The sequence below is a fragment of the Pseudosulfitobacter koreensis genome (assembly GCF_024733015.1).
GTDB classification, from domain to species: domain Bacteria; phylum Pseudomonadota; class Alphaproteobacteria; order Rhodobacterales; family Rhodobacteraceae; genus Pseudosulfitobacter; species Pseudosulfitobacter koreensis.
Genome location: NZ_JANKJG010000013.1, coordinates 17,659 through 40,699 on the forward strand (window position 1 = coordinate 17,659; position 23,041 = coordinate 40,699).

Annotated in this window: 24 protein-coding genes; 8 read left to right on the plus strand and 16 right to left on the minus strand. The window is 62.4% G+C overall.

What is annotated here, in order from left to right; genetic code table 11:
* Positions 1 to 6: 6 nt before the first annotated feature.
* Genes NTA49_RS15285 through NTA49_RS15300 form a run of 4 tightly spaced genes read right to left on the minus strand, consistent with a single transcriptional unit; the run spans position 7 to position 3,906 of the window.
* On the minus strand, positions 7 to 777 hold the full coding sequence (locus tag NTA49_RS15285; RefSeq protein WP_258295674.1) for an SDR family NAD(P)-dependent oxidoreductase: 771 nt from the start codon (positions 775 to 777) through the stop codon (positions 7 to 9).
* Positions 774 to 1,703 (minus strand): SDR family oxidoreductase, encoded by a 930-nt coding sequence (locus NTA49_RS15290; protein ID WP_258295675.1) that lies wholly within the window; start codon positions 1,701 to 1,703, stop codon positions 774 to 776. Before NTA49_RS15290 ends, NTA49_RS15285 begins: the two co-directional genes overlap by 4 nt.
* Positions 1,700 to 2,593: a bile acid:sodium symporter family protein gene (locus tag NTA49_RS15295; RefSeq protein WP_258295676.1), complete on the minus strand. Its 894-nt coding sequence runs from the start codon at positions 2,591 to 2,593 to the stop codon at positions 1,700 to 1,702. The genes NTA49_RS15290 and NTA49_RS15295 overlap by 4 nt, the downstream gene beginning before the upstream one ends.
* On the minus strand, positions 2,590 to 3,906 hold the full coding sequence (locus NTA49_RS15300; protein ID WP_258295677.1) for a flavin-containing monooxygenase: 1,317 nt from the start codon (positions 3,904 to 3,906) through the stop codon (positions 2,590 to 2,592). Before NTA49_RS15300 ends, NTA49_RS15295 begins: the two co-directional genes overlap by 4 nt.
* Positions 3,907 to 3,967: 61 nt before the next feature.
* Here NTA49_RS15300 and NTA49_RS15305 point away from each other — a divergent pair, with 61 nt between their 5' ends.
* From NTA49_RS15305 to NTA49_RS15335, 7 genes are all read left to right on the plus strand, one after another.
* Complete coding sequence (locus NTA49_RS15305; protein ID WP_258295678.1) at positions 3,968 to 4,615, plus strand: TetR/AcrR family transcriptional regulator; 648 nt, start codon at positions 3,968 to 3,970, stop codon at positions 4,613 to 4,615.
* A 164-nt stretch (positions 4,616 to 4,779) separates the two neighbouring features.
* Complete coding sequence (locus NTA49_RS15310) at positions 4,780 to 7,659, plus strand: monovalent cation/H+ antiporter subunit A (protein ID WP_258295679.1); 2,880 nt, start codon at positions 4,780 to 4,782, stop codon at positions 7,657 to 7,659.
* Position 7,660: 1 nt separating this feature from the next.
* Positions 7,661 to 8,017: a Na+/H+ antiporter subunit C gene (locus NTA49_RS15315; protein WP_258295680.1), complete on the plus strand. Its 357-nt coding sequence runs from the start codon at positions 7,661 to 7,663 to the stop codon at positions 8,015 to 8,017.
* Positions 8,014 to 9,555, plus strand: coding sequence for a monovalent cation/H+ antiporter subunit D (locus NTA49_RS15320; protein WP_258295681.1), 1,542 nt, complete (start codon positions 8,014 to 8,016; stop codon positions 9,553 to 9,555). Before NTA49_RS15315 ends, NTA49_RS15320 begins: the two co-directional genes overlap by 4 nt.
* A 1-nt stretch (position 9,556) precedes the next feature.
* Positions 9,557 to 10,057, plus strand: a complete 501-nt coding sequence (locus NTA49_RS15325) for a Na+/H+ antiporter subunit E (RefSeq protein ID WP_258295682.1) — start codon at positions 9,557 to 9,559, stop codon at positions 10,055 to 10,057.
* Entirely contained in the window at positions 10,054 to 10,338 is a 285-nt protein-coding gene (locus NTA49_RS15330; protein WP_258295683.1) for a K+/H+ antiporter subunit F, read from the plus strand. The genes NTA49_RS15325 and NTA49_RS15330 overlap by 4 nt, the downstream gene beginning before the upstream one ends.
* Positions 10,335 to 10,727: a Na+/H+ antiporter subunit G gene (locus NTA49_RS15335; protein WP_258295684.1), complete on the plus strand. Its 393-nt coding sequence runs from the start codon at positions 10,335 to 10,337 to the stop codon at positions 10,725 to 10,727. The genes NTA49_RS15330 and NTA49_RS15335 overlap by 4 nt, the downstream gene beginning before the upstream one ends.
* A gap of 15 nt (positions 10,728 to 10,742) precedes the next feature.
* Here NTA49_RS15335 and NTA49_RS15340 read toward each other — a convergent pair whose 3' ends face one another.
* The 5 genes from NTA49_RS15340 to NTA49_RS15360 form a co-directional block, all read right to left on the minus strand.
* On the minus strand, positions 10,743 to 11,597 hold the full coding sequence (locus NTA49_RS15340; RefSeq protein ID WP_258295685.1) for an ABC transporter permease: 855 nt from the start codon (positions 11,595 to 11,597) through the stop codon (positions 10,743 to 10,745).
* Complete coding sequence (locus tag NTA49_RS15345) at positions 11,594 to 12,460, minus strand: ABC transporter permease (protein ID WP_258295686.1); 867 nt, start codon at positions 12,458 to 12,460, stop codon at positions 11,594 to 11,596. Before NTA49_RS15345 ends, NTA49_RS15340 begins: the two co-directional genes overlap by 4 nt.
* Positions 12,450 to 13,565: an ABC transporter ATP-binding protein gene (locus NTA49_RS15350; protein WP_258295687.1), complete on the minus strand. Its 1,116-nt coding sequence runs from the start codon at positions 13,563 to 13,565 to the stop codon at positions 12,450 to 12,452. Before NTA49_RS15350 ends, NTA49_RS15345 begins: the two co-directional genes overlap by 11 nt.
* 69 nt (positions 13,566 to 13,634) lie before the next feature.
* Positions 13,635 to 14,696 (minus strand): extracellular solute-binding protein, encoded by a 1,062-nt coding sequence (locus NTA49_RS15355; protein WP_258295688.1) that lies wholly within the window; start codon positions 14,694 to 14,696, stop codon positions 13,635 to 13,637.
* Between the two features lie 325 nt (positions 14,697 to 15,021).
* Positions 15,022 to 15,609 carry an EF-hand domain-containing protein gene (locus tag NTA49_RS15360; RefSeq protein ID WP_258295689.1) on the minus strand — a complete coding sequence of 196 codons (588 nt, stop codon included), beginning with the start codon at positions 15,607 to 15,609 and terminating at the stop codon, positions 15,022 to 15,024.
* Positions 15,610 to 15,817: 208 nt separating this feature from the next.
* On the opposite strand from NTA49_RS15360, the gene NTA49_RS15365 reads away from it, so the two are divergent.
* Positions 15,818 to 16,300, plus strand: a complete 483-nt coding sequence (locus NTA49_RS15365) for a DUF1622 domain-containing protein (protein WP_258295690.1) — start codon at positions 15,818 to 15,820, stop codon at positions 16,298 to 16,300.
* A gap of 18 nt (positions 16,301 to 16,318) precedes the next feature.
* Here the strand turns inward: NTA49_RS15365 and NTA49_RS15370 are convergent, their stop codons facing one another.
* The 7 genes from NTA49_RS15370 to NTA49_RS15400 all read right to left on the minus strand — a co-directional run bounded on the left by NTA49_RS15370 (position 16,319) and on the right by NTA49_RS15400 (position 23,004).
* Positions 16,319 to 17,194, minus strand: coding sequence for a DUF305 domain-containing protein (locus NTA49_RS15370; protein WP_258295691.1), 876 nt, complete (start codon positions 17,192 to 17,194; stop codon positions 16,319 to 16,321).
* Between the two features lie 101 nt (positions 17,195 to 17,295).
* Positions 17,296 to 18,138, minus strand: coding sequence for an alpha/beta fold hydrolase (locus NTA49_RS15375; protein WP_258295692.1), 843 nt, complete (start codon positions 18,136 to 18,138; stop codon positions 17,296 to 17,298).
* Positions 18,135 to 19,211 carry a branched-chain amino acid ABC transporter permease gene (locus tag NTA49_RS15380; RefSeq protein ID WP_258295693.1) on the minus strand — a complete coding sequence of 359 codons (1,077 nt, stop codon included), beginning with the start codon at positions 19,209 to 19,211 and terminating at the stop codon, positions 18,135 to 18,137. Before NTA49_RS15380 ends, NTA49_RS15375 begins: the two co-directional genes overlap by 4 nt.
* Positions 19,212 to 19,222: 11 nt before the next feature.
* Positions 19,223 to 20,227: a branched-chain amino acid ABC transporter permease gene (locus NTA49_RS15385; protein ID WP_258295694.1), complete on the minus strand. Its 1,005-nt coding sequence runs from the start codon at positions 20,225 to 20,227 to the stop codon at positions 19,223 to 19,225.
* 10 nt (positions 20,228 to 20,237) lie between these two features.
* Complete coding sequence (locus tag NTA49_RS15390; RefSeq protein ID WP_258295695.1) at positions 20,238 to 20,942, minus strand: ABC transporter ATP-binding protein; 705 nt, start codon at positions 20,940 to 20,942, stop codon at positions 20,238 to 20,240.
* On the minus strand, positions 20,939 to 21,706 hold the full coding sequence (locus NTA49_RS15395) for an ABC transporter ATP-binding protein (RefSeq protein ID WP_258295696.1): 768 nt from the start codon (positions 21,704 to 21,706) through the stop codon (positions 20,939 to 20,941). The genes NTA49_RS15390 and NTA49_RS15395 overlap by 4 nt, the downstream gene beginning before the upstream one ends.
* Positions 21,707 to 21,807: 101 nt before the next feature.
* Positions 21,808 to 23,004 (minus strand): substrate-binding domain-containing protein, encoded by a 1,197-nt coding sequence (locus NTA49_RS15400; protein ID WP_258295697.1) that lies wholly within the window; start codon positions 23,002 to 23,004, stop codon positions 21,808 to 21,810.
* Positions 23,005 to 23,041 lie beyond the last annotated feature (37 nt).

A 23,041-nucleotide genomic window follows, 5' to 3' on the forward strand; every position in this document is an offset into this window, starting at 1 on the left:
ACCGGTTCAGGACCTATCGGACTTTGCGCGGATATTGCGCCGCATCGAGCGTTCGTAAAGCTTGGGCGAGACGCGCATCACCCATGAGGCCAGCCGTGCGACGCGGCCCACGGGGATGAACGCCTGCCCCTTTGCCACACCGCGCAGGATCACCGATGCCGCATCTTCGGGCGTCATGTAGTCGATACCGTCCGCTGCCGCACCTGGACGTAGGATGCCATCATCGCGGCGTTCGGCGTTGCCGATGTTGGTGGCCACGAAACTGGGTGCCGCGATCAGGCAGCGAACGCCATGGGCCGCCTCTTCGGACCGCAGGGAGGCAAAGAACCCCTGCATCGCGTGTTTCGACGCGGCATAGGCGGTGCGTCCATGCAGCGGCGCGAACCCTGCGACTGACGAGATTGCCAGATGCGTGCCGCGACTGGCGCGGAGCGGGTGCAGGAACAGGCGCGCCATCTCGACGGCGGCGAAATAGTTGATCTCGAACACGCGCCTGTGGCTCTGCGCGTCGGTCTCCGCGAAGGGCACGATCTGCGACACGCCCGCGTTGTAGATCACCATGTCGATGGAGGGCCGCGTGGCGATGATGTCTGATGCGGTGCGCGTCAGTGCTGCGGTATCGGTGAGGTCCACGGTGATCGGCGTGCGGCGGTCGGATGCCTTTAGCCCGTCGGTGTTCACGTCCATCAGCACACAGTGCCAACCCTGCGCCTCGAGCCCCGTGGCCAATGCGCGGCCCAGACCGCCGTTGCCGCCGGAGATGATCGCCGTCTTCACAATCCCGCCTCGCGACGCCATAGGTCGAACACTTCGGCAGAGGTCAGTTCCGGCGTATAGCCGAACACGCTCTTGAGCCTATCGTTGTCCAGCACCGGGCGGTACTGCAGGAACCGCACCTGCTCCGGTCCGTAACGCGAAAGCCCCAGCGGGTGTGCCACGGCCAGCACCGCCCTTAGTGCCCAGGCAGGCAGGCGCAGCACAGGCTTGCCCAGAGCGTCGGCGAGCGCGTCGATGGACAGCCAGCCGTCACCCGCCACGTTGTAGATGCCCGGCGGCCCATCGGTCGCGGCACGCTCCACGATGCGGGCGAGGTCGCGGGTCCAGATGAACACGAAGGGGCTATCGCTGCCCCGGATCGCCAGCAGCCTTGGGCGGCGAAACAATGCGGTGATCTGGTTGTCGGTGCCCGCCCCCAGCACGGTTCCGATACGCAAGACGACCTGCGCCAATTCGGGATGATCCTGCCGTGCCTTGGCCAGCATCTCCTCGACCTGACGCTTGTGATCGGCATAGGGAAATTCGGGGTTGCCGCGGCAGGGCGCGTCCTCGGTCAAGGGAACGGGATTGTCCGCGTGATAGCCATAGGCCGCGCCGGAACTGGTCACCACCAGCCGCCCGACGCCATGTTTTATGCAAGCATCCAGCACGTTTCGCGTGCCGGTCACGTCGACGGCATGGGCCTGCGCGCGGGTCATGCCGGGCGGCGGCGTCACGATCGAGGCAAGGTGCACGACCACATCGGGACGGACGTTTGCGATGATCCTGTCGGGATCGGTACCGGTGACGTCCATGCGCTGAAACCGGATGTGATCGAGTAAGGTGCCGCGCGCAAGGTCGGTCACGATGACATCCCCCTCTGGCAACGCCTCGGCCAATGCGCGCCCCACCATGCCCGCCCCGCCGGTGATCAGGATACGGGTCATATCGCTGCCTTGCGCGACATGAGGCTGGCGAGGGCAAGGCCCGAAATCGCGTGCCAGATCCCCCAGAACGCAGCGACGATGGCCATGCCGCCCAGCCCGCCGAAAAAGCCGAAGATCAGGACCAGTCCCAGGCCTGAATTCTGGATACCCGTTTCGATGGTCACCGCCCTGCGGTCAAACGAAGATAGCCCGGCAAGGGTGGCTGTGGCGTAGCCCCCGGCAAGGCCAAGTGCGTTGTGCGCGATCACCAGCCCCGCGATGCCACCGGCAAAGGCCAGGAACAACGACCAGTTCGAGGCCAGTGCGATGACGACGAAACCGACGAAGATGCCCATCGAAATCCACTGTAGCGGCCCGCGAAGCTTGCGCGTCACATCCGGGCGACGGGCATTCAGCGCCACACCGAGGATCAGCGGGGCGATCAGCATCAAGCTTACGGTGATCGCGACGCTGACCGGGTCTATTGCCGTGGCGCGCAGGATTTCGGCAGAGGGGGCATAGAGACTGCCCCAGAACGCAATGTTGAGCGGGGTCAGAATTACGGCGCCGACAGTGGCAAAGGCGGTCATCGACACCGACAGCGCCGCGTTCCCGCCCGCGCGGTGGGTGATGAAGTTCGAGATATTGCCACCCGGACAGGCCGCGACCAGGATCAACCCCAGTGCCACCGACGCCTGTGGCTGGGTCGCAAGCACCAGCAGAAAGGTCAGCACCGGCAGCACGATGAACTGCGAGACCAGCCCGACCACCAGCGGCTTGGGCGCGCGAGCCAGCGTCTTGAAATCGCTTGGTTTAAGGTCGATGGCGATGGAAAACATCACCACGGCGAGGATTGCGTTGAGCAGCGTAATCGACCCTGCGGAAAACTCCAGAACCGCCTCGTCAATCATGCTCTGCGCCCCTGCAGCTTGCCGATCCAACGGGTCACCGCTTTGCGATAGGTCGCCTTGTCGACGTAATAGGCCATGCGCGGCAGGTCGATGTAATCCATGCCACCGGTCGCCCGGTCGAAACCCTGTGCCTTGGTCTTTTGCAGGGCCCGCGCCTCTGCCGTGCCCGCGCGCAAGCCCTTGATATAGCGCACAACCATCTCGGCCTGCTCGTGTCTTCCCTGCCAGCCGAGGCCCGAAGCCTCGACCATGCCCAGCACGAACAGATCGTCGCGTTCGGGGTGCATGCAGTTGAGGTACAGATGCGGCGCATCGCCCTGCCAGTTCAGATGGGCGTTATCGATGAACGGATAATTCAGCTTGTAGCCCGTAGCGGCCAGGATCATGTCGTAATCGGCGGTGGTTCCATCCTTGAAGTGCACCGTCTTGCCCGCAAACCGGTCGATATCGGGACGGATTTTGATGTCGCCGTGCCCCGCATGATAAAGCACCAGCGAGTTCACGATGGGATGGCTTTCGTAGAGTTTGTAATCCGGTTTGGGAAAGCCGTATTTCTGCGGATCGCCTACGAACCACTTCAGGATCGCACCGTCGACGATGCGTTTCAGCGCCATCGGCAGCTTGATCGCGCCGCCCATCGTGTCCGCCGGTTTGCCGAACACGTATTTCGGAACGAAGTAATAGCCACGCCGCATCGACAGATCGCATGACGTACCGTGATGGATCGCGTCCACCGCGATGTCGCAGCCGGAATTGCCTGCGCCGATGATCAGCACCCGCTTGCCGTCGAACTGGGTGGCATGACGATATTGCGACGAATGGATCAGCTCACCGTCGAAATTGCCCTTGAAACTCGGCATGTTGGGCGTGCTCAGCGTGCCGTTGGCAATCAGCAGGCCGGAAAAATCCTCGACATGCACGCCCGCATCATCGCGCCAAGTGACCCGCCAGCCGTCCGCGGGGCCGCCAAGAGGTGAGCACGACAGCACCTCGGCGCCGAAACGGTAGTGCCTGTTCAGGTCGAAATGCTGCGCGAAATCCTGGAAGTAACGCTTCAACTCGCGGTGGGACGGGTATTCCGCCACCTCGTCCCGCATCGGGAAATCGGCGAATTCGGTCATCGTCTTGGACGAAATCAGGTGGGCGGTTTCATACATGGTCGAGCGGGGACCGTCGATGTCCCACAGGCCCCCCACGTCTGTGTTCAGCTCGAAACCCTGAAACTCGATACCCTGTTCGACCAGCAGCTTTGCCGCAGCCAGACCCATCGGCCCCGCCCCGATCAGGGCCAGCCGGTTGTGCGCGTCTCCCATCGCGTCCTCCCTTGTTGTGGTTTAGATTGAACACTTGTTCAAGTTAAGGCAAGATGTTTTCATGGCAGTGACGCAAACCCCTGAAACCAAGCGACAGCGCGCCCCGTCCAAGCGGGCGCTGGCGACGAAGCTGCGGGTGCTGGATGCGGCGGAAAAGGTGTTTGCCGAGCAGGGTTTCGATGGCGCGACGATCCGCCGGATCGCGAGCGAGGCAGGCGAGCCTGTGGGTACGATCCACCATCATGGCGGGGGCAAGATCGCGCTGTTCCATCAAACGGTTGCGCGCCGTGCCGACACCCTGTCGCGCGACCGGTTAGAATCGCTGGCGCGAGTTCTGACCGATGGCGATCCGACGCTGGAGCAGGTCCTTGCGGCCTTCATGTGCCCGTTTTTCGACCTTTCGGCGCAGGACCCGCGCTGGCGCGATTATGCACGCCTGGTCGCCTTCGTTTCCGCCGATGTGCGCTGGCGCGATATCTCGGCGGAGTGTTTCGATCCGGTGGCGGACGTGTTCCTGCAAGAGATCACCCGACTGCTGCCCGACAAGACCCGAAAGCAGATCGCGGAAGGGTTCGTGTTTTCCGTCTCGGCCATGCTTGCCCTGCTGACATCGCAGGACCGCATGGGCGCGTTGGCGGCGGCAACCGATGCGGACGGCACCGAGGTGGCCCACCTCATCCGCTTTTGCGCCGCGGGTCTGCGCGCCTGACGAAGGCCAAGCCGATCGGACTGACAGGTTCCCCATTGAATGCAGCAGGGCCAATTCCCTGAAAAAAGCGTCGATTTCCGACGGAATCCGTCGATTACGCTTGCACTTCCACAAATCAAATGCAGGTTCGGTGGACCAGTGATCAACCAGTTCAAGGGCTGCCCATGTCCCTCTTCTTTATCGTCGCGCTGCCGTTTTTCGGGGCGCTGCTACCGGGTCTGATGAATTCTGCGGGCCGGTCGGCCTGTGCGGGCGTCACGTTCACCGTGACGCTTGCGGCCTTTGTCGGGTTGCTGACCAACCTGCCCGCCGTGCTGGCCGGAGATCTGGTAACCGCGCGGCTGGAATGGATGCCGGCACTGGGGCTGAACTTTACCCTGATGCTGGACGGGTTGGGCTTTTTCTTCGCGCTGCTGATCCTCGGCATCGGGCTTTTGATCATCGCCTACGCGCGTCATTACCTCAGCCGTGAAGACAACATGGGCGAGTTCTTCACCTATCTGCTGCTCTTTCAGGGCGCGATGGTCGGGATCGTCCTGAGCGATAACATCCTGCTTTTGCTGGTGTTCTGGGAGCTGACGTCACTGTCGTCGTTCCTGTTGATCGGCTATTGGAAACATCTGCCCGAAGCACGCCAGGGTGCGCGGATGGCGCTGACCGTGACCGGCATGGGCGGGCTTTGCATGATCGGTGGCATGCTGATCCTGGGTCAGATCGCGGGCAGCTATGACCTGAGCGTGATCCTGCAGAATCGCGACCTGATCCAGGCCGATCCGCTGTATCTGACCGCGCTGATCCTGATTCTGCTGGGCTGCTTCACCAAATCGGCGCAGTTTCCGTTCCATTTCTGGTTGCCGCACGCGATGGCCGCACCCACGCCGGTGTCGGCCTATCTGCACTCGGCGACGATGGTCAAAGCGGGTATTTTCCTGATGGCCCGCATGTGGCCGGTGCTTTCGGGCACCCCTGAGTGGTTCGTGATCGTGACCACCGCCGGGCTGGCGACGATGGTTCTGGGTGCCACGATTGCGCTGTTCAAGAACGATCTCAAATCGTTGCTGGCATTCTCGACGGTCAGCCATCTGGGTCTGATCACCATGCTGCTGGGCACCGGCACCGCGTTCGGCGCGATGGCCGCGACGTTCCACATTCTGAACCACGCCACGTTCAAGGCGGCGCTGTTCATGTCCGCAGGCATCATCGACCACGAGGCGCACACCCGCGACATCCGCCGCCTGGGCGGGCTGCGCACGCTGATGCCGGTGACGTTCGTGATCGTGGCGCTGGCATCCCTGTCGATGGCAGGCATCCCGCTGCTGAACGGGTTCCTGTCCAAGGAAATGATGCTGGAAGAGGCGACGCACACGGTGCTGTTCGACACGCCATGGCTGGTGCCGGTGCTGGCGACCGTCGCCTCGGTGTTCTCGGCGGCCTATTGCTTCCGTCTGATCGGGCACGTGTTTTTCGGCCCTGTGCGCGATGACTATCCCGCCAAGCCGCATGATCCCGGCGCGGGCCTGTGGCTGCCGCCCGCCCTGCTGGTGGTGCTGGTCGTGGTGATCGGCGTGGCACCGTTTCTGGCAGAACCTTTTGTCAAGCTGGTGACAGTCTCGGTGCTGGGCAATGCCGCCGAAGTGCCCACCGCCTATTTCAAGATCTGGCACGGTCTGGTGCCCGCCCTCTACCTGTCAATCGTCGCCGTCGTCGGTGGTCTGGTGCTGCTGATCACGTTCCAGTTGCTGAACCGCATCTGGGAAAGCACCCCCCGCCCTGAGGCCAAGACGATCTTTGACGCCCTGATCGCGGGCGTTGTCCTGCTCGCGCAAAAGCTGATCCTGGGGCTGCACAACGGTGCGTTCACCCGCTATGCCATGATCGCCTTCGTGGCGATCCTTGCGGCGGGCTACCATGCCTGGAGCACGGGCACCGTCGGCGGGGCCACCCGCCTGCCGCAAAGCGCCGGGCCGGTGCCGATTGCGGGCTGGGGGATGCTGGTGGCTGCGACCATCGGGCTGGTGTTCCTGCACCGCAACCGGTTCCTGTCGCTTATGTTGATCGGGATTGTCGGGCTGATGGTGTCGGTCGGTTTCGTCTTTTTCAGCGCGCCGGATCTGGCGATGACGCAGTTTACCGTCGAGGTGGTGACGATCATCCTGCTGCTGCTGGCCCTGAACTTTCTGCCGAAATACACACCCGTCGAAAGTACCCTGCTGCGCCGCGTGCGGGATGGCGGCGTGGCCGTGGCCGGTGGCCTTGCGACCTTTGCGCTGGCCCATCACTATCTTTTGCGCGATGCGGTCAGCACGCCGATTTCCGAATTTCACCTGGCCAATTCCTACAAGGGCGGCGGCGGCACCAATGCGGTCAACGTGATCCTGGTCGATTTTCGTGGCTTTGACACCTACGGCGAAATCATCGTGCTGGGGATCGCCGCGCTGTTGATCTATGCGCTGACCGAAACGCTGCTGAACGGGCCGGTGCGCGCGCGGCTGCTGAACCGCAAGCCGGATCAAAAGCGCGCGGGCGACACCCATCCGATGATGATGGTGGTGCTGACGCGGGTGATCATGCCGGTCATCCTGATGGTGGGTTTCTACATCTTCCTGCGTGGCCACAACGAGCCGGGCGGCGGATTCATTGCCGGGCTGGTCGTGTCGATCGGCGTGGTGATGCAGTATATGGCCAGCGGTTTCGCCTGGACCTCTACGCGGTTGAAATACCCCTATCACGGGGTGATCGGCGCAGGCGTTTTGATCGCGGGGCTGACCGGCATCGGGTCGTGGTTCGTGGGCAAGCCGTTCCTGACCTCGGACTTCGCCTATGTGCGCATCCCGCCGTTCGAGGAATTCGAGCTGGCCACTGCAGCGCTGTTCGATCTGGGCGTTTTCCTGGCCGTGGTCGGCGCGGTGATGCTGTCGCTGGAAAGCTTCTCGCGGCTTGCGCGCCGGGCTTCACAGCCCGAAAGCGAACATCCGATGGACATCGACCCCTCGCGCGAGGGGCCTGATGCCGATCCCGCCCCGACAGCAAAGGAGGCGTTCTGATATGGAAATGCTCGTTGCCTCCGCCATCGGCGTCATGACAGCAGGCGGCATCTATCTGGTGCTGCGTCTGCGGACCTTCCCGGTGATCATGGGCATATCGCTGCTGACCTATGCGGTGAACGTGTTTCTGTTCACCTCGGGCAGGCTGACCACCGGCGCGCCACCGATCCTGCGGGATGGCGTCGCGATCTATGCCGACCCGCTGCCGCAGGCGCTGGTTCTGACGGCCATCGTCATCTCGTTCGGCATGACGGCGGTGGTCGTGATGATCGGTCTGGGCGCCTTCCTCGGCTCGGACGATGACCACGTGGACGATCCCACGGACGAAAACGAAGACCGCGCAGGGGATGCATCATGACCCATTGGATCATTGCCCCCGTCGTGCTGCCCGCGCTGCTGGCACCGTTCATCGTGCTGGCCGCGCGCTATCATATCGGCATCCAGCGCACGTTTTCCGTGGTCGGCGTGCTGGCGCTGATCGCCGTCGCCTTCGGGCTGGCGGTGCAGGCATCCGACGGCACCATAACGCTCTATCAGCTGGGGGACTGGGCCGCGCCCTTCGGCATCGTTCTGGTGGGCGACAGGCTGTCAACGATGATGGTGCTGCTGACCGCGGTGCTGGCGCTGTTTGTGCTGCTCTATGCAATCGGGTCGGGCTGGGACAATCGCGGGCGGCATTTCCATGCCCTGTTCCAGTTCCAGCTGATGGGAATCATGGGCGCGTTCCTGACGGGCGACCTGTTCAACCTGTTCGTGTTCTTCGAGGTGCTGCTGATCGCCTCCTATGGTCTGATGATCCATGCGGGCGGCAATGCGCGGCTGCGCGCGGGCGTGCAATACGTGCTGTTCAACCTGATCGGCTCGACGCTGTTCCTCTTCGCGCTCGGCTCGATCTATGCCGAGACCGGGACGCTGAACATGGCCGATCTGGCGCAGCGTGCCACGTTGATCGGCGCGGACGAGACCGTTGGCCTGCGCGTGGCGGCGGTGCTGCTGCTGCTGGTCTTTGCGATCAAGGCGGCTGTGGTGCCGTTGCATTTCTGGCTGCCCTCCAGCTATGCCGAAGCGCCGGGCCCTGTCGCCGCACTGTTCGCGATCATGACCAAGGTGGGCGCCTATGCGATCATCCGGGTCTATACGATGATCTTTCCGCCGGAACTGGAGGTCACGTCGGGCCTGCATGACGTCTGGCTGCAACCCGCCGCACTGGTGTCGCTGGCCATCGGGATGATCGGCGTGCTGGCCGCCAAGCGGCTGGACCGGCTGGTGGCGTTCTCCGTCATCGGGTCGATGGGCATGGTGATGGTCACGATCGCGCTGTTCACGCCCGAGGGGATTGCCGCGGCACTTTATTATATCGTGCATTCGACCCTGGCCGGGGCCGCGCTGTTCCTGATTGCGGACCTTGTGCGCAGCAGTCGGCGTGATCTGGACCTGACCGCGCAGGCCCCCGTTGCCGGGGCCACGTTGACGGCGGCGCTGTTCTTTGTCGCGGCCATCGCCATGGTCGGACTGCCGCCCCTGTCGGGTTTCATCGGCAAGCTCTTGGTGCTGACGGCAGCGTATGACAGTGAATATGTGGTCTGGATCTGGGCCATCGTCCTGGGATCGAGCCTGATCAGCATCCTGGGCTTTGCCCGTGCGGGCAGCGTGGTCTTCTGGAAGGCCACCAGCGTGGCCCCCGCTGACGACGCCGAGGCCGCGACCCCGCCTGCGATACTGTCCTATGTCGCGGTCGGCGGGCTGATTGCGGCGCTGATGGCGCATACCGTCTTTGCCGGGCAGGTGCATGGCTATACGACAGCTGTGGCAGCGCAGCTTTTTGCACCCGAGCCGTACCTCTCGACCGTTCTGGAGACACCCGGTAAGCTGAGCACGCCAAAGGAGGGCTATTGAAATGTCGCGCGCATTCCAACGGCTTTTGCCGCACCCGTTTCTGACCGTTGTTCTGGCGATTGTCTGGACCTTGTTGCAGAACGATATCTCGGCCGGGATGGTCGTATTCGGTCTGATCCTGGGCATCCTTATCCCGCTGGGGACGTCGATCTGGTGGCCCGACCGTCCGATGGGGTTTCGCCCCGGTCGGATGGTCATCTACAGTATCATCGTGCTGTGGGACATCATCGTCGCCAACCTTCAAGTTGCCTGGATCGTGCTGACGGTGCCGAACGCCAAGCTGAAACCGGCGTGGATCGTGGTGCCGCTGGACCTGCGCGATCCCGAGGCAATCACGCTGCTGGCCGGAACGATCACCCTGACCCCCGGCACCGTGTCGGCGGACCTGTCGGACGAGGGGCATAGCCTGCTTGTGCATGTCCTGCACACCGACGACCCGGACGCCGTGCGTGACGAGATCAAGACGCGCTACGAGAACCGTTTGGAGAGGATATTCGCATGACAGCTTCCGAACTGATGGACATCGCGCTGATCATCGCCTTTGTCGCGCTGGCGCTGGGACAAATCCTGTCGATGCTGCGCCTTTTGCTGGGGCCGACCCCCGGCGACCGAATTCTGGCGCTGGACACGATGGTGATCAACGCGTTGGGGCTGGTGCTGGTCCTGGGCATTCACCAGGGCGTTCAGATCTATTTCGAGGTTTCGTTGCTGATCGCCATGCTGGGCTTTGTGTCCACCGTGGCGCTGGCGCGGTTCTTGCTGCGGGGAGACATCATCGAATGACTGCTGAGACAATCGGCACCTATGCCGTCGCCATTTTCCTGCTGATCGGATCGGCCTTTGTGCTGATCGGGGTGATCGGTCTGCTGAAATTCAGCGACCCGATGACGCGCCTGCACGCGCCGACCAAGGTGGGCACCATCGGCATCGGCATGTTGCTGATGGCGTCGATGGTCCATTCCTTCGTTGCGGGCGAAGGGTCGCTGCACGAGCTGCTGATCATGGCGTTTCTCTTTGTCACCGCACCGATTTCGGCGAATTTCATCGCCAAGGTGAACATCCATCAGGCGGTCAGCGACGCGCCGCCACGGCCGCCGCGCGATGACACCTGGGCCACGCTGAACTCGCCCGACAGTGATGACGAGGACCTTGAGAATCGCGGGCAGGCGTGAGCCGCCCGGCCCGCCTCAGTCTTCGCGCTTTTGCAGCAGGAGCGAGGCGAGACCCAGCAGAGCAGAGACCACGATCAGCAAAAGCGACACCGCGTTCAGCACCGGAGTCGAGCCCAGCTTGAGCCGGTCGAACATGGTGATGGTCAGCGGCGCGTCGGACCCGACGAGCATTAGCGTGGTGTTGAAGTTCTCGAAGCTCATCAGCACCGCAACCACGCCCGCCGCCCCCATCGCCGGATAGAGAAACGGCAGGGTCACGGCGCGCACCGCTCCGAAAGGCGTCGCGCCAAGGTTCAACGCCGCCTCTTCCAGGCTGGTGTCGAACTTTTGCAGACGCGCCGAGATGACCAGCGTGGCGAAGGTGGTGATAAACGAGAACTGTCCCAGCACCACCAATATCAGACCGGGCCGCAAGCCGTCGAACCACAGGCCGGTGGCATCCTCGAGGGTGTTGGCGACCGAAGACGAGAACACCAGAATCGAGATGCCAAGGATGATGCCGGGAATGATCAGCGGCAGCAGCATCAGGATATAAAGGAACCCCTTGCCGCGAAAGTCATGGCGCACGAACAGGAATGCGTTGCACGTGCCCACGAAGACAGCCAGCAGCGACACCCAGAAGGCCACGACACCAGAAGTCACGACCGACCGCAGGATGGGCCGTTCGTTGAAGACGCCCACATAGGGCGCCTCGTCACCGAAAAACCAGGCCCATGTGAACCCCTCCCACGGGAGCGAGGGGAACACGGAATCGTTGAAGGCAAAGACGCAGACCGTCGCCAGCGGCAGCGCCAGATAGAGGAAGAACAGTGTTACATAGGCCCTGTAGGTCCACTTGAATGCGCCGCTTTGGGGGATGCCGGTGATCATGTGCGCGCCATCGTCTTGCCCAGTGATTGCCGCGACAGCTTGAGGCCGACGAAGACGATCAGCGACGACAGACCGAGGAGCAGGAAGCCGAAGGCCGAGCCGAGTTCCCAGTTGAAGCGCGTGATGAACTGGCTGTAGATCAGCCCGGTGAACCACAGGCTGTCCTTGCCGCCCAACAGGATCGGGGTCAGGTAGTTGCCCAGGCTGAGCATGAACACCACGATGCAACCCGACACGATACCGGGCATGGCGTGGGGGATCACGATCTCGCGCAGGATGGCGAAACCGCTGGCGCCCAGATCATAGCCCGCCTCGATCAGGCTGTCGTCGAGACTGTCGAGCGTAGTCACCAGCGGGACGACCATGAACAGCATCGACGTGTAAACCAACCCGGTCATGATCGCCGCGTCGTTATACAGCATCTCGACCGGACCATCGACCAGACCGAGGTATTGCAGCAGGTTCGAGAATACGCCGGTTTCGCGCAGCAGGATCATCCAGCCGAAGGTGCGCACCAACTCGCTGACCCAGAACGGGATCAGGCACATCAGGAACAGCGTGGTCTTGGCCCGCCCGCGCGTCAGCTTGGCGATGTAATAGGCGATGGGAAAGCCGATCAGCAGCGTCAGCGCCGTGGCGGCAATCGACATATATGCGGTGCGCGCGAAGGTGTTCCAATAGAGCGGTTCGTTGAAGAACACGGCGTAGTTGGCAAAACTGGTTTCGTATTCGCGCACGCCGACCTTTTCGCGCAGTGACACCAGGAACATGCCGATATGCGGCAAGATGATCAGCGTCACCAGCCAGATCAGCAGCGGTGCCATCAGCAGCCAGAACGCCAGTTTCGAACGGTCAGAGGCCATGTGCGCCCCCTGCCCGGTAAACCCGTGTCTGCTGCGGCTCCCACCCGAAGGCGATGACATCGCCCTGCGCCAGATCGCGGAACTCTCCGGTCTGGGGCAAGGCCATGCTCATTTCCGCGCCCGTCGTCAGATCGCGCAGGATCAGCTGGCTGTTGGCCCCGTTGAAAAGGATATTCTCGACCTTGCCCTCGCTGGTGTTGCCCAGTTGCGCAAGATCAGCGGCGGAGCGCGACAGGCGGATCGCTTCGGGGCGCACGAAGACATCGACCTTGTCACCATGGCTCAGGCCCCTGCCCGCCTCGACCCCGCGCAGGGCCTTGCCCTCGGCCGTGACCATCTGCACCGCGCCGCTGTCGGCGCTTTCCACGGTCGCGGCAAAGCGGTTGGCCTCACCGACGAAACCCGCGACGAATGAGGTGGCGGGTTCGTAGTAAAGCTCTTTCGCGGTGCCCAACTGTTCGAAGACGCCGTGGTTCATCACGGCAATCTGGTCAGACATCACCAGCGCTTCGGACTGGTCGTGGGTGATATAGACGAAGGTGGTGTTGAATTCGGATTGCAGCTGCTTGAGCTCGATCTTCATGTGTTCGCGCAGTTTCAGGTCCAGCGCGCCAAGGGGTTCGTCCAGCAACAGCACGTCCGGTTCAAGCACCATGCAGCGGGCGATCGCGACCCGTTGTTTCTGCCCGCCCGAGAGCGAACTTACCGGACGCTCGGCCACGCCGCCCAGGCCCACACGCTCAAGCACACGCTCGACCTGCTGTTTCACGTCCGTCTTGTTCACGCCGCGCTGGCGCAGGCCAAAGCCTACATTCGCGCCGATGTTCATCATCGGGAACAGGGCAAGGTGTTGAAACACCATCGAAACCGGGCGTTTGTTCGGTGGGACGTCCAGCATAGATTTGCCCTTGATCAGCAGATCGCCGCCCGAAGGTTTCTGGAACCCCGCGATCATGCGCAAAAGCGTGGTCTTGCCGCATCCCGACGGGCCCAGAATGGAAAAGAATGTGCCCTGCGGCACAGAAAAACTGACGTCTTTCACCGCCTTGAAATCATCGAAGTTCTTCGAAATCGCACGGCATTCCAGATCGGGTGTTTCGGACATCGCTTGCAGCCTTCATAAAAACGGGAAGCGCGGGGTGCGCGCTTCCCTATCGTCACGTTTTCAACAGCCTTAGTTTGCGGCGTTGATCCGGTCCAGTGCGGCGCCTTCCATGGCTTCCAGACCTGCGGGCACCGACGGATACCATTTGATGTTGTCGATGGCTTCCTGCGGGAAGCTTGCCTGATACTTGGCCTTCAGCGCGTCGTCGACATTGGCGTCGCCGCCCTGTGATGCGGTGAAGTTGCCCGCCGAGGCGGTGATCATCGCCGCAATCTCGGGCTGCATGACGAAGTTGATCCAGTCATAGGCGGCATCGTCGGCACGACCGCGCGCGGGCAGTGCGAAGGTGTCGATCCAGCCCAGAGCGCCCGCGGCAGGGGCCACGAAGGTGATGTCGGCGTTGTCGTCGTTCAGCTGCCAGCCGCCCGTGTCCCATGCCATGGAGGCCACGACTTCGCCGGACCGCATCAGGTTCTTCAGCTCGTCGCCGCCATCCCAATAGGTTTTGACGTTGGCCTTGCACTCGGTCAGCTTTGCTTCGACCTGGTCGAGGATTTCTTTATACGCCGCTTCGTCGCCATAGGCCGCGAAGGGATCGAGACCCATCGAAAAGGCAAAGCCGATCAGCGTCGGGCGCTTGAGACGGTAGGACACCTTGCCCGCGACATCGTCGTTGCACAGGTCGGTGTAATCCTTCACGTCACCCGCCATCGCGGTGTTAACGACCAGACCCGAAGTGCCCCAGACGTGTGGCACGGCGTAAACCTCGCCCTCGACGGTGGTATTGCCCTTGGTCGCTTCCAGCATCGACGGGATGAACAGCCCGGTTTCGATCTTGGACATATCGAGCGGCTTGTAGATGCCGAACTCGGCCTGCGGGCCGGCGATCCGGTCCTGGCTGGGCTGTGCAAGGTCGAAACCGCCGCCGTTGGTCGCGCGCAGCTTGGCGATCATCTCTTCGTTGTTCGATTTGGTCACTTCGACGGTGTGGCCTGTCTGTTCTTCGAACATGGCAATCACGTCGTCGGGCGCGTAGCCGCCCCATGTCAGCAGGCGCAGCGTATCAGCGTTTGCGGCAACGGATGACAGCAGCATGGCGGCAGCCGTGGATAGGATCAGTTTCGATTTCATGTCTATAATCTCCATTCTTAGCCGGTGAAGGGGACGGTAGCCGACCACCCCACCGGGACACCTGTCGTTAGACATCCCGTATGACAGTGACATGACAGACATGCCTTGTCCGGGCCTTCCCGTTTGTGAGTAAGGCATTAATTCGGCACTAAAACAATGGTGTTGAATGGAGGGCGAAGTTGGGCTGCGGCTATGCTTGGCATGCCTGACAGACTTGGACTGAAGATCTGGAAAATGGCTTTTGGGCAACGACTGTGCCCGAGATGAAATACGCAAAAAAAAGGGGGCTGGCGTGAACCAGCCCCCTTGTAAGAAAGCGAGACGCTTACATGACGTCGCCGACCTCCTGGATTTCGGCTTCGATATCGTCACCGTCGAACCAGCCCTCGAACCAGCCTTCTTCCTCGATGGTCACGACCATGTCGCTGTTCACGTCAGCGGTGTTATAGGTGCCGGTAGAGAACTCGTCCTCGGTCAGCGTGCCGTCCGCATCCGTATCCCATGTGGAATAGTACTCATTATCCCACGCATTGCCGAATTCTGTGCGGTCAATGTAGCCCGAAGAATCGACGTCGTAGTCATTGAACGGCGTTGCGTAGTCGGGGCCATACCAGCGGTTGGCGCCTGCAGTGTATTCGTCTTCGGTGATCTGCATGTCGTTGTCTGCATCCCAGTTGGCGTACATGCCGGTGGCAAATTCACCTTCGTTCAGACCAACGACGTCGTCGCGATCCCATGCATCATAGGTGCCAGTGGTGGCGAACTGCGCGTTGAATTCGTCCGACGTCAGACCGGCTGTTCCGTCAGTGTCCCAGTCCGCAGAGCTCCAGGTGCCCTGAGCGCTCGACATTGCCGGGACCAGAAGTGCAACCGCCATGGAGATTGCGCTCAACTTCTTGATATGATTAAACATGTTGTTCCTCCTTTTCTCAATGAACCAGCGATGCCCCCTCATGGTTCATCGCCGTTTCCTGATGTCTCAACACCTGATGCGAGGGTCTGTTCCGAAGGTTTTCAGATGGGCAGAACTTCGCGCAAATCATCACTTGGATGTGCCCGAAGCGTTGGAACCCGCGTAGCCCGTACGCGGAACGACATCGCGGATCAGACGTTATCGGGGCATGAGAACAGCCCGCCAGAAACACCCGCTGAACCCGCTTGGACTTTTGATCGTCGCCATGTCGTTTTGCTGGGCGCAGACCGCCGCTGCGCAGGAGAGGACACCCGCGCCCAATGCCCAGACCGGCCACACGGCGGATTGGGTCGACAGCGCCTTGCATTGGACCGTGCGCGCCATCGAATTCGTGGGTATCGGGGCCATCGTGGTGGGTGCTGTCGCATCTGTCTGGATTTACCTCGCGCGCATATCCCGCGAGGGCCCTGGCCGCGAGAACTATCACAATCTGCGGTCCTCGCTGGGGCGGTCAATCCTGCTGGGGCTGGAGTTTCTGGTTGCCGCCGACATCATCAATACAGTGGCAATAGACCCGACGCTGGAAAGCGTTGCGGTGTTGGCTGCCGTGGTGGCGGTGCGAACCTTCCTCAGCTTTGCGCTGGAAACCGAGATCACCGGGAGATTGCCGTGGAAGTCGGGCGGCGACTGACAAGCCGCCGCCTGTCACTTAACTCCTGCAGGCGTAAAAACCCCGGTAGCCTGCGGTCAGCCCCTCGTCCAATTCCAGATGCATGTCCGCCTCGGACGGCTCCGTGCCGACCGGTGCAAGGGTCGCGTCGTCCTCGCCTGTGGGCGGGCCGATGCGGATGGTCAGGCCATCGACGCTGAGTTCGGTGGCCGAGGCGACGTCGAGACGCACCAGATCACCGCTGAGCTTTACCAGACCGGCGGTCTGGCCGGCCACGTCGCCGATGGCGAGCACGGGCGCACTGTCGGTGGTGTAGGTAAAGCTGCAGGACTGACCGTTGGGGAACAGCGCCGCGATATCCTGCGGCGACAGGAAGCCGGGGTCGAGCACCTCGACATGGGCGGTGGAGAGGGCCTGATCGAGGCTGACGATCGTGGCGGTCGGCTGCTCTTCCGACATGACTGCCTTGCCCGACGCTTCGATGGAGTTGATCAGATAGCGCATCTCGGCGATTTCCTTGTCCTGGGCAAAGATGATCTCATCCGCCAACTTGCGCACGCGTGGGTCGGAGATGTTCGCGCGGTTCGAGGTCATGACCGCGATCGAGTGGTGCGGGATCATCGCGCGCATATAGCTGGTGTCGGCGACAGTGACCTGACTGCGCACCAGCCAGAGCGACCCGGCGAAGGCCACGGCGGCGCCAACGAAGATCGCTGCGTTGATCGCCTTGTTGGAATACATCGACAGCATGAAGCTGAGCATGATGATGGCCATCGTGGCCCCCATCAGCAGCGCCATGTAGACACGGGTTTCCGACCAGAAGACATGGGTGACGAGATAGGTGTTGAGGTACATCAGCCCGAACATCACGACCGTCGAGGTCGCGATCATCGCGGCAAATCTCCAATAAGACATAGCGTTGGCCCTTTGCTGGTTGTTCACGCAGGTATTGGGCCAACGACTTTACAGCACTGGAAGGTTCCCTTGTCGGTTACGACCTGTGCAAGTGGAAGGCGCTAGGAGAGCGACTTGAGCACCCGGCGCACCTCGGCTGCATCCGCCGCATTGGTGAGGCTCGGGGCATGGCCGCACGCGAACTCGGTCGCCTTCGGGCGGGGGCCGCGCTGGCGCATCAGGTCCAGCACATCGGCGGGCAGGATGTCGGACGTTTCCCCGCGAAACACGTGGCAGGGGGTCATGATCCGGGCGTAGCGGTCCCACGATGTCAGCTCTTCGCGTGACGCGGTGAACTGGATCGTGATGCGCGGGTCATAGTGCAGCGTCAGTTGCCCGTCGTCGCGCCGCCGCACCGACGTTCGGGCCATCCTGCGCCAATAGGCATCCGGCGCAGTGCCAAACGGGCGGTAGGCGGCGCGCAGCCATGTCTCGACCTCGGACAGGTGGTCGAACACAGGCGGGTCGCTCACGTAGGTCAGGATACGCTCGATTGCGGGCTCGGGAATTTCGGGGCCGATGTCGTTGATCAAAAGACAGCGCAGCCGGTCGGCATGGGGGCCCGAGGCAAGGCGCATCCCGATCAGACCGCCCAGCGAAGTGCCCAGCCACGCCACACGCTCGAACCCGTAGTGGTCCATCAGGTCGGTCGCGATGCCGCAGTAGTACTCCACGGAATACTCGGCCTCGGGGTTTTGCGACCAGCTGGACAGTCCGCGCCCGATGGTGTCGGGGCAGATCACGAAATAGCTGTCGGACAGCGCCTGCGCCAACTCGTCGAAGTCCCGGCCCGTGCGCGCCAAACCGTGCCACATGACCAGCGGTTTGCTTGACGGATCGCCCCATTCGGTCACGTGGATTTCATGGTCCATTACGGGGACCAGCGAAAACCGCGGCGCGGTCATTGCTTGGCTCCGCCCGACATGGCCGTGCCCGCGATGCCCTTGGGAAAGAAATAGACCAGCAGGATGAAGATGATGCCCAGCCAGAACAGCCAGCGGTCAGGGGCCAGAAGTTCCGGCAGCACCGGCACACCCGCCAGCGCTTCGGACGCGACGCCCATGAGATCCCGCAGATAGTATTGCGCAAGGATCATCAGCACCGCGCCGATCACCGCACCCCACATCGTGCCCATGCCGCCGATCACCACCATCAGCAGGATGTCGATCATGATCGCAAAGGACAGCGTGGTGGCGGGCCCCGTATATTTCAGCCAGACCGCGTAGACCGTTCCCGCCAGCGACGCGACAGCCGCCGACAGGCAGAAGACGGCGGTGCGATAGGCGACGACGCGGTAACCGATGGCCTCGGCGCGGGCTTCGTTCTCGCGGATCGCCTTCAGAACCGTACCGAAGGGTGAGCCGACAAAGCGTAGCATCGCGAGAAACAGGATCAGCGACGTAATGAAGACAAAGTAATAGGCCGCAAGCTTGCCGTTCAGCTTTACGCCCCAAAGGCGGATGACCTTACCATCCTCGTCGGTCACAAGCTTGGTCGCGGTCTTGAAGAGGTCAGGGCCCCGGTAGGTGATACCGTCCTCGCCGCCGGTGATCTGCGACAGTTGCGAGGCCAGCACCAGCACGACAGAGGCCGCCGCGAGGGTGATCATCGCAAAGAAGATCGCCTTGACCCTGAGCGACAAGAGCCCGATGGCAACGGCGAATACCATCGACACCGCAACGCCTGCCAGCCCACCGAGGATCACCGGGGTCCAGCCCGGCCCCATCTCCTTGAGCAGGATAGCTGCCCCGTAGGCACCGAAGCCGAAGAACATGGTGTGGGCGAAGCTGACGATGCCGGTGTAACCGATCAGCAGATCGAAGCTGGCGACCAGCACGATGAAGATGCAGATGCGCGCGGCGACTTCGAGCGAGCGGACGTCCTGGAACAGGAACGGCGCGAACAGAAGCAGGGCTGCGATGATCAGCACGATGCCCTTGATCGTGTAGGCGCCGGCGTTTCGGGTGGTGTTTTGCATGGCAGGCTCCTTCACTTGATCGCCGGGCGCAGGCCGTTGGGCCGCCACAGCAGAATTGCCACCATCAGGATCATGTTCGACGCCAGCGCCAGTTTCGGGGCCAGAAAGCCAATGTAGTTGGTCATGAGCCCTACGAGGATCGCGCCCAGCAACGTGCCCTCGATCGAGCCGAGCCCGCCGATGATGACCACGATGAAGACGACGATCATCAGCTCGCCGCCCAGCGCGGGGGTGATCAGAGTTTCGTAGCCTGCCCACATCGCACCGCCCAGCGCCGCGAGGGCGGAGCCGAGCATGAAGACCCCGATGAACAGCCGGTCGACCCGGAAGCCCAAGGATTCTACCATCTCGCGGTTCTCGACGCCTGCGCGGATCAGCAGGCCGATGCGGGTGCGGTTGAGCATGAAATAGAGCATGACGAAGACCACTGCCCCGAGCGCGAAGGCGAAGGCGCGGTAGATCTCGATGGAGACATCGCCGATGATCCACGATCCTTCGAGGAATTGCGGGCGCGCGACCGAAAGCGGGGTGCCGCCCCAGAACGCGAGGATGGTCTGTTCGGCCACGATCATGGCACCGATGGTGATCAGGATCTGGCGCAGGTGGTCGCGGTAGACGGGCCGGATGATGACCGTCTCGAAGAACCAGCCCGCGACAAGGCCAAAGCTGATCGCGGCAAGGTAGGCCGCGGCCAGCGCCAGCGCGTTCAGCATCCAGCTGTCCGCCGCGAGCCAACCACCCAGGCCCGCCAGCACGGTCGCCGAGATGAAGGCGCCGAAGCTGACAAAGGCGGAGTGGCCGAAGTTGAGGACGTCCATCAAGCCAAAGACCAGCGAGAGGCCCGAGGCCATCAGGAACAGCATCATGCCCATCGCCAGCCCCGCGACTGTCAGCGTAAGCCACGACGAGGGCGCGCCGATCAGCCCGAAGGCGGCGGCGGCGACGATCAAAGGCAGCAGGTTCACGCCCCCTGCCCGGCCAAGAGTTTGTCCCAGAGTATTGGTGAGTGTGTTCATCTTGTTCTCCTCACGCCGACAGGCTCAGAAGCCGGTCTTGCAGCGCGGTGTCTGCGGCGAAATCTTCCATCGACCCGGAATGGGCAACCCGGCCGTCGTCGATCACCGCCATGTCGCGGCCAAGGCTGCGCGCGAAGGTGAAGTTTTGCTCGACCAGCAGGATCGTCGTGGTCTGGGCGATCTCGCGAAAGGCCTCGGCCATCGCGTCCACGATTGAGGGGGCCAGCCCCTTGGTCGGCTCGTCGATCAGGATCAGCGCGCGCGGCTCGATGATGGCGCGGGCGACGGAGAGCATCTGTTTCTGACCGCCCGACAGGCTCCATGCCTGTTTGTCGCGGAACTGTTCCAGCGCCGGGAACAGCGCGTGGATGCGGGCCAGCCGCGCGGGATCGAACCGCCCCGACGCCGTGGCCAGGATCAGGTTTTCATCGACTGTCAGGGTGCCGAAGATACCCATGTTCTCGGGCACATAGGCGATGCCCTTGCGGGCGATGTCTGCGGTGTGCAGCCCAGTGATATCCTCGCCCTTGAACAGGACCGACCCCGGCGATGGCTTCCACAGCCCCATGATCGAGCGCAGTGTCGTCGTCTTGCCGGCACCATTGCGGCCCAGCAGGACAAAGACGCCGCCCTCGGGCACATCGAAGCTGATGTCGTGCAAGACGACGTATTGGTCGATGTCCGTCTTCATGTTGCGGATCGTGAGCAAGGTCATGCCGCGCCCTCCGTTGCCCGCCCAAGATAGACGTCGCGGACGATCTGGCTGTTCATCACTTCGGTCGGGTCGCCATCGGCCAGAAGCTCGCCGTTGTGCAGCACGATGATGCGGTCCGCCAGCGCGCGCACCACGTCCATCTTGTGTTCGACCAGAAGCACTGTTTTCGACGTGTCCGCTTTGATCCCCGCGATCAGGTCCAGAACATCGGGCGCGTGGTCCAGGCTCATGCCTGCGGTCGGCTCGTCGAACATGTAGACATCGGGCTCCATCGCCATCAGCAGCGCGACCTCAAGCTTGCGCTGATCGCCATGTGGCAGGTTGGCGGCGGGCTGATGCGCCAGCTTCGACAGGCGCGTAACCTCAAGGTAATGCTCGGCCTTTTCGGTCAGGCGGCGGAAATTTCCGACCGGCGTGAACATGCGCCACCCGGCCCCGGCACGTGCCTGCACGGCAAGGCGGATGTTTTCCAGCACGGTCAGTTGCGGAAACAGGTTGGTCAACTGGAACGCACGGCCAATGCCTTGGCCCGCGCGTGCAGAGGGCGACATGCCGGTGATGTTCACGCCATCCTTTGTCACGGTGCCCGAACTGGCGCTCAGCTGGCCCGAAATCAGGTTGAAATAGGTCGTCTTGCCGGCGCCGTTGGGGCCGACGATCACCGTCAGCTCGCCCGGAGTGAAGGCGCAAGAGACGCTGTTGACTGCGACATGCCCGCCGAAACGGATCGTCAGGTCGCTGGTGACGAGCGAAGGGGAGGTCATGGACATCCTCGGAAATCAGGTGAAATGGGGAATGGTTGAGGCGCGCGGGGGCGCGCGCGTGTGTCCCTCCCCCCAAGGTAGCGGGGAGAGGGAAGCAGGGCTTAGTTCTCGCGACCGAGAGGGATATCCATATCTTCCGCGGGGATGATACGCACTTTCTCAAGGATCGCCCAGTCGACGTTCTCGTCAACCTTGACCTTGAAGTGCAGCATGTCCTGCAAGGCCTGATGATCCTCGGGGCGGAATGTCATGGTGCCCTTGGGCGTCTCCCAAGTCATGCCTTCCATGGTCTCAATCAGCGTCTCGGTCTCGTAGTCGGAGGCTTCGTTCAGCGCCTTGACCACGGCGAGGGCTGCGGACATGCCACCGGCGGTGAAGAAATCGGGCGGGCTGTCGAAGCGTTCCATGTGCTCCTTGACCAGCCAGTCGTTCACTTCGTTGTCGAAGGCTTCGTAGTAGTAGTAAACCGCGCCTTCCATGCCGGGGAACCGTTTGTAGGTCGGCAGAACCGGCAGGATGTGGCCGCCCATCGAAATCTCGATACCATAGCGGCTGGGGTCCATCGCCTGGATCTTGCCCGGTGCGTCACCGCCGCCGGCGATGTAGATCAGGATGACCTTGCGGCCTTCCTTGTCCTTCAGCGCGTTGAACATCCGTTCGGCCACAGCCGTGAAGTCGGTGGTGCCTTGCGGCACGTATTCCTCTGCCGCCACAGTGGCACCGGTGCCGTCGAGCGCAGTCTTGAATGCGGTGATGCCGTCACGGCCAAAGGCGTAGTCTTCGGCCAGTGTCGCCACGACGAGATTTTCGTCAGGTTGCAGGGCCAGCGCCTGCGCCTGCATGTCCATCGACGAGTTGCGCGAGGTCTTGAACACGTAGCGGTTCGAATCCGGGCCGGTCAGGCTGTCCGCAACCGCAGGCTCGACGATCAGGATCTTTTCGTATTCCTCGGCGATGGGCAGCATACCGACGGTGACACCGGACGATGTCGCGCCAACGGCCAGCAGAACCTCGTCGTCGCCGTAGGCTTCGGCCAGTGCGGCGCGGGCGATGTCAGGTTTGAACTGCGTGTCCTTGATGATCAGCTCGATGGGACGGCCGTTGATCTCATTGGTGCCGTTGGTGCCGTATTCGATGCCCATCTCGAAACCGGTCTGGGCCTGTTTCGAGAATGCCTCGAAGCTGGACCCGCTCAGGCCGTGCAGCAGAGCGATCTTGATCGGGTCCTGTGCCTGTGCAGCCGTTCCGGCAGCAAGGCCAAGGACGGCGGTTGCGACGATGCGCTTGATAAAATTCATGGTATCCTCCCGTTCCGGCAGGCTCGGGCTGTTGCAT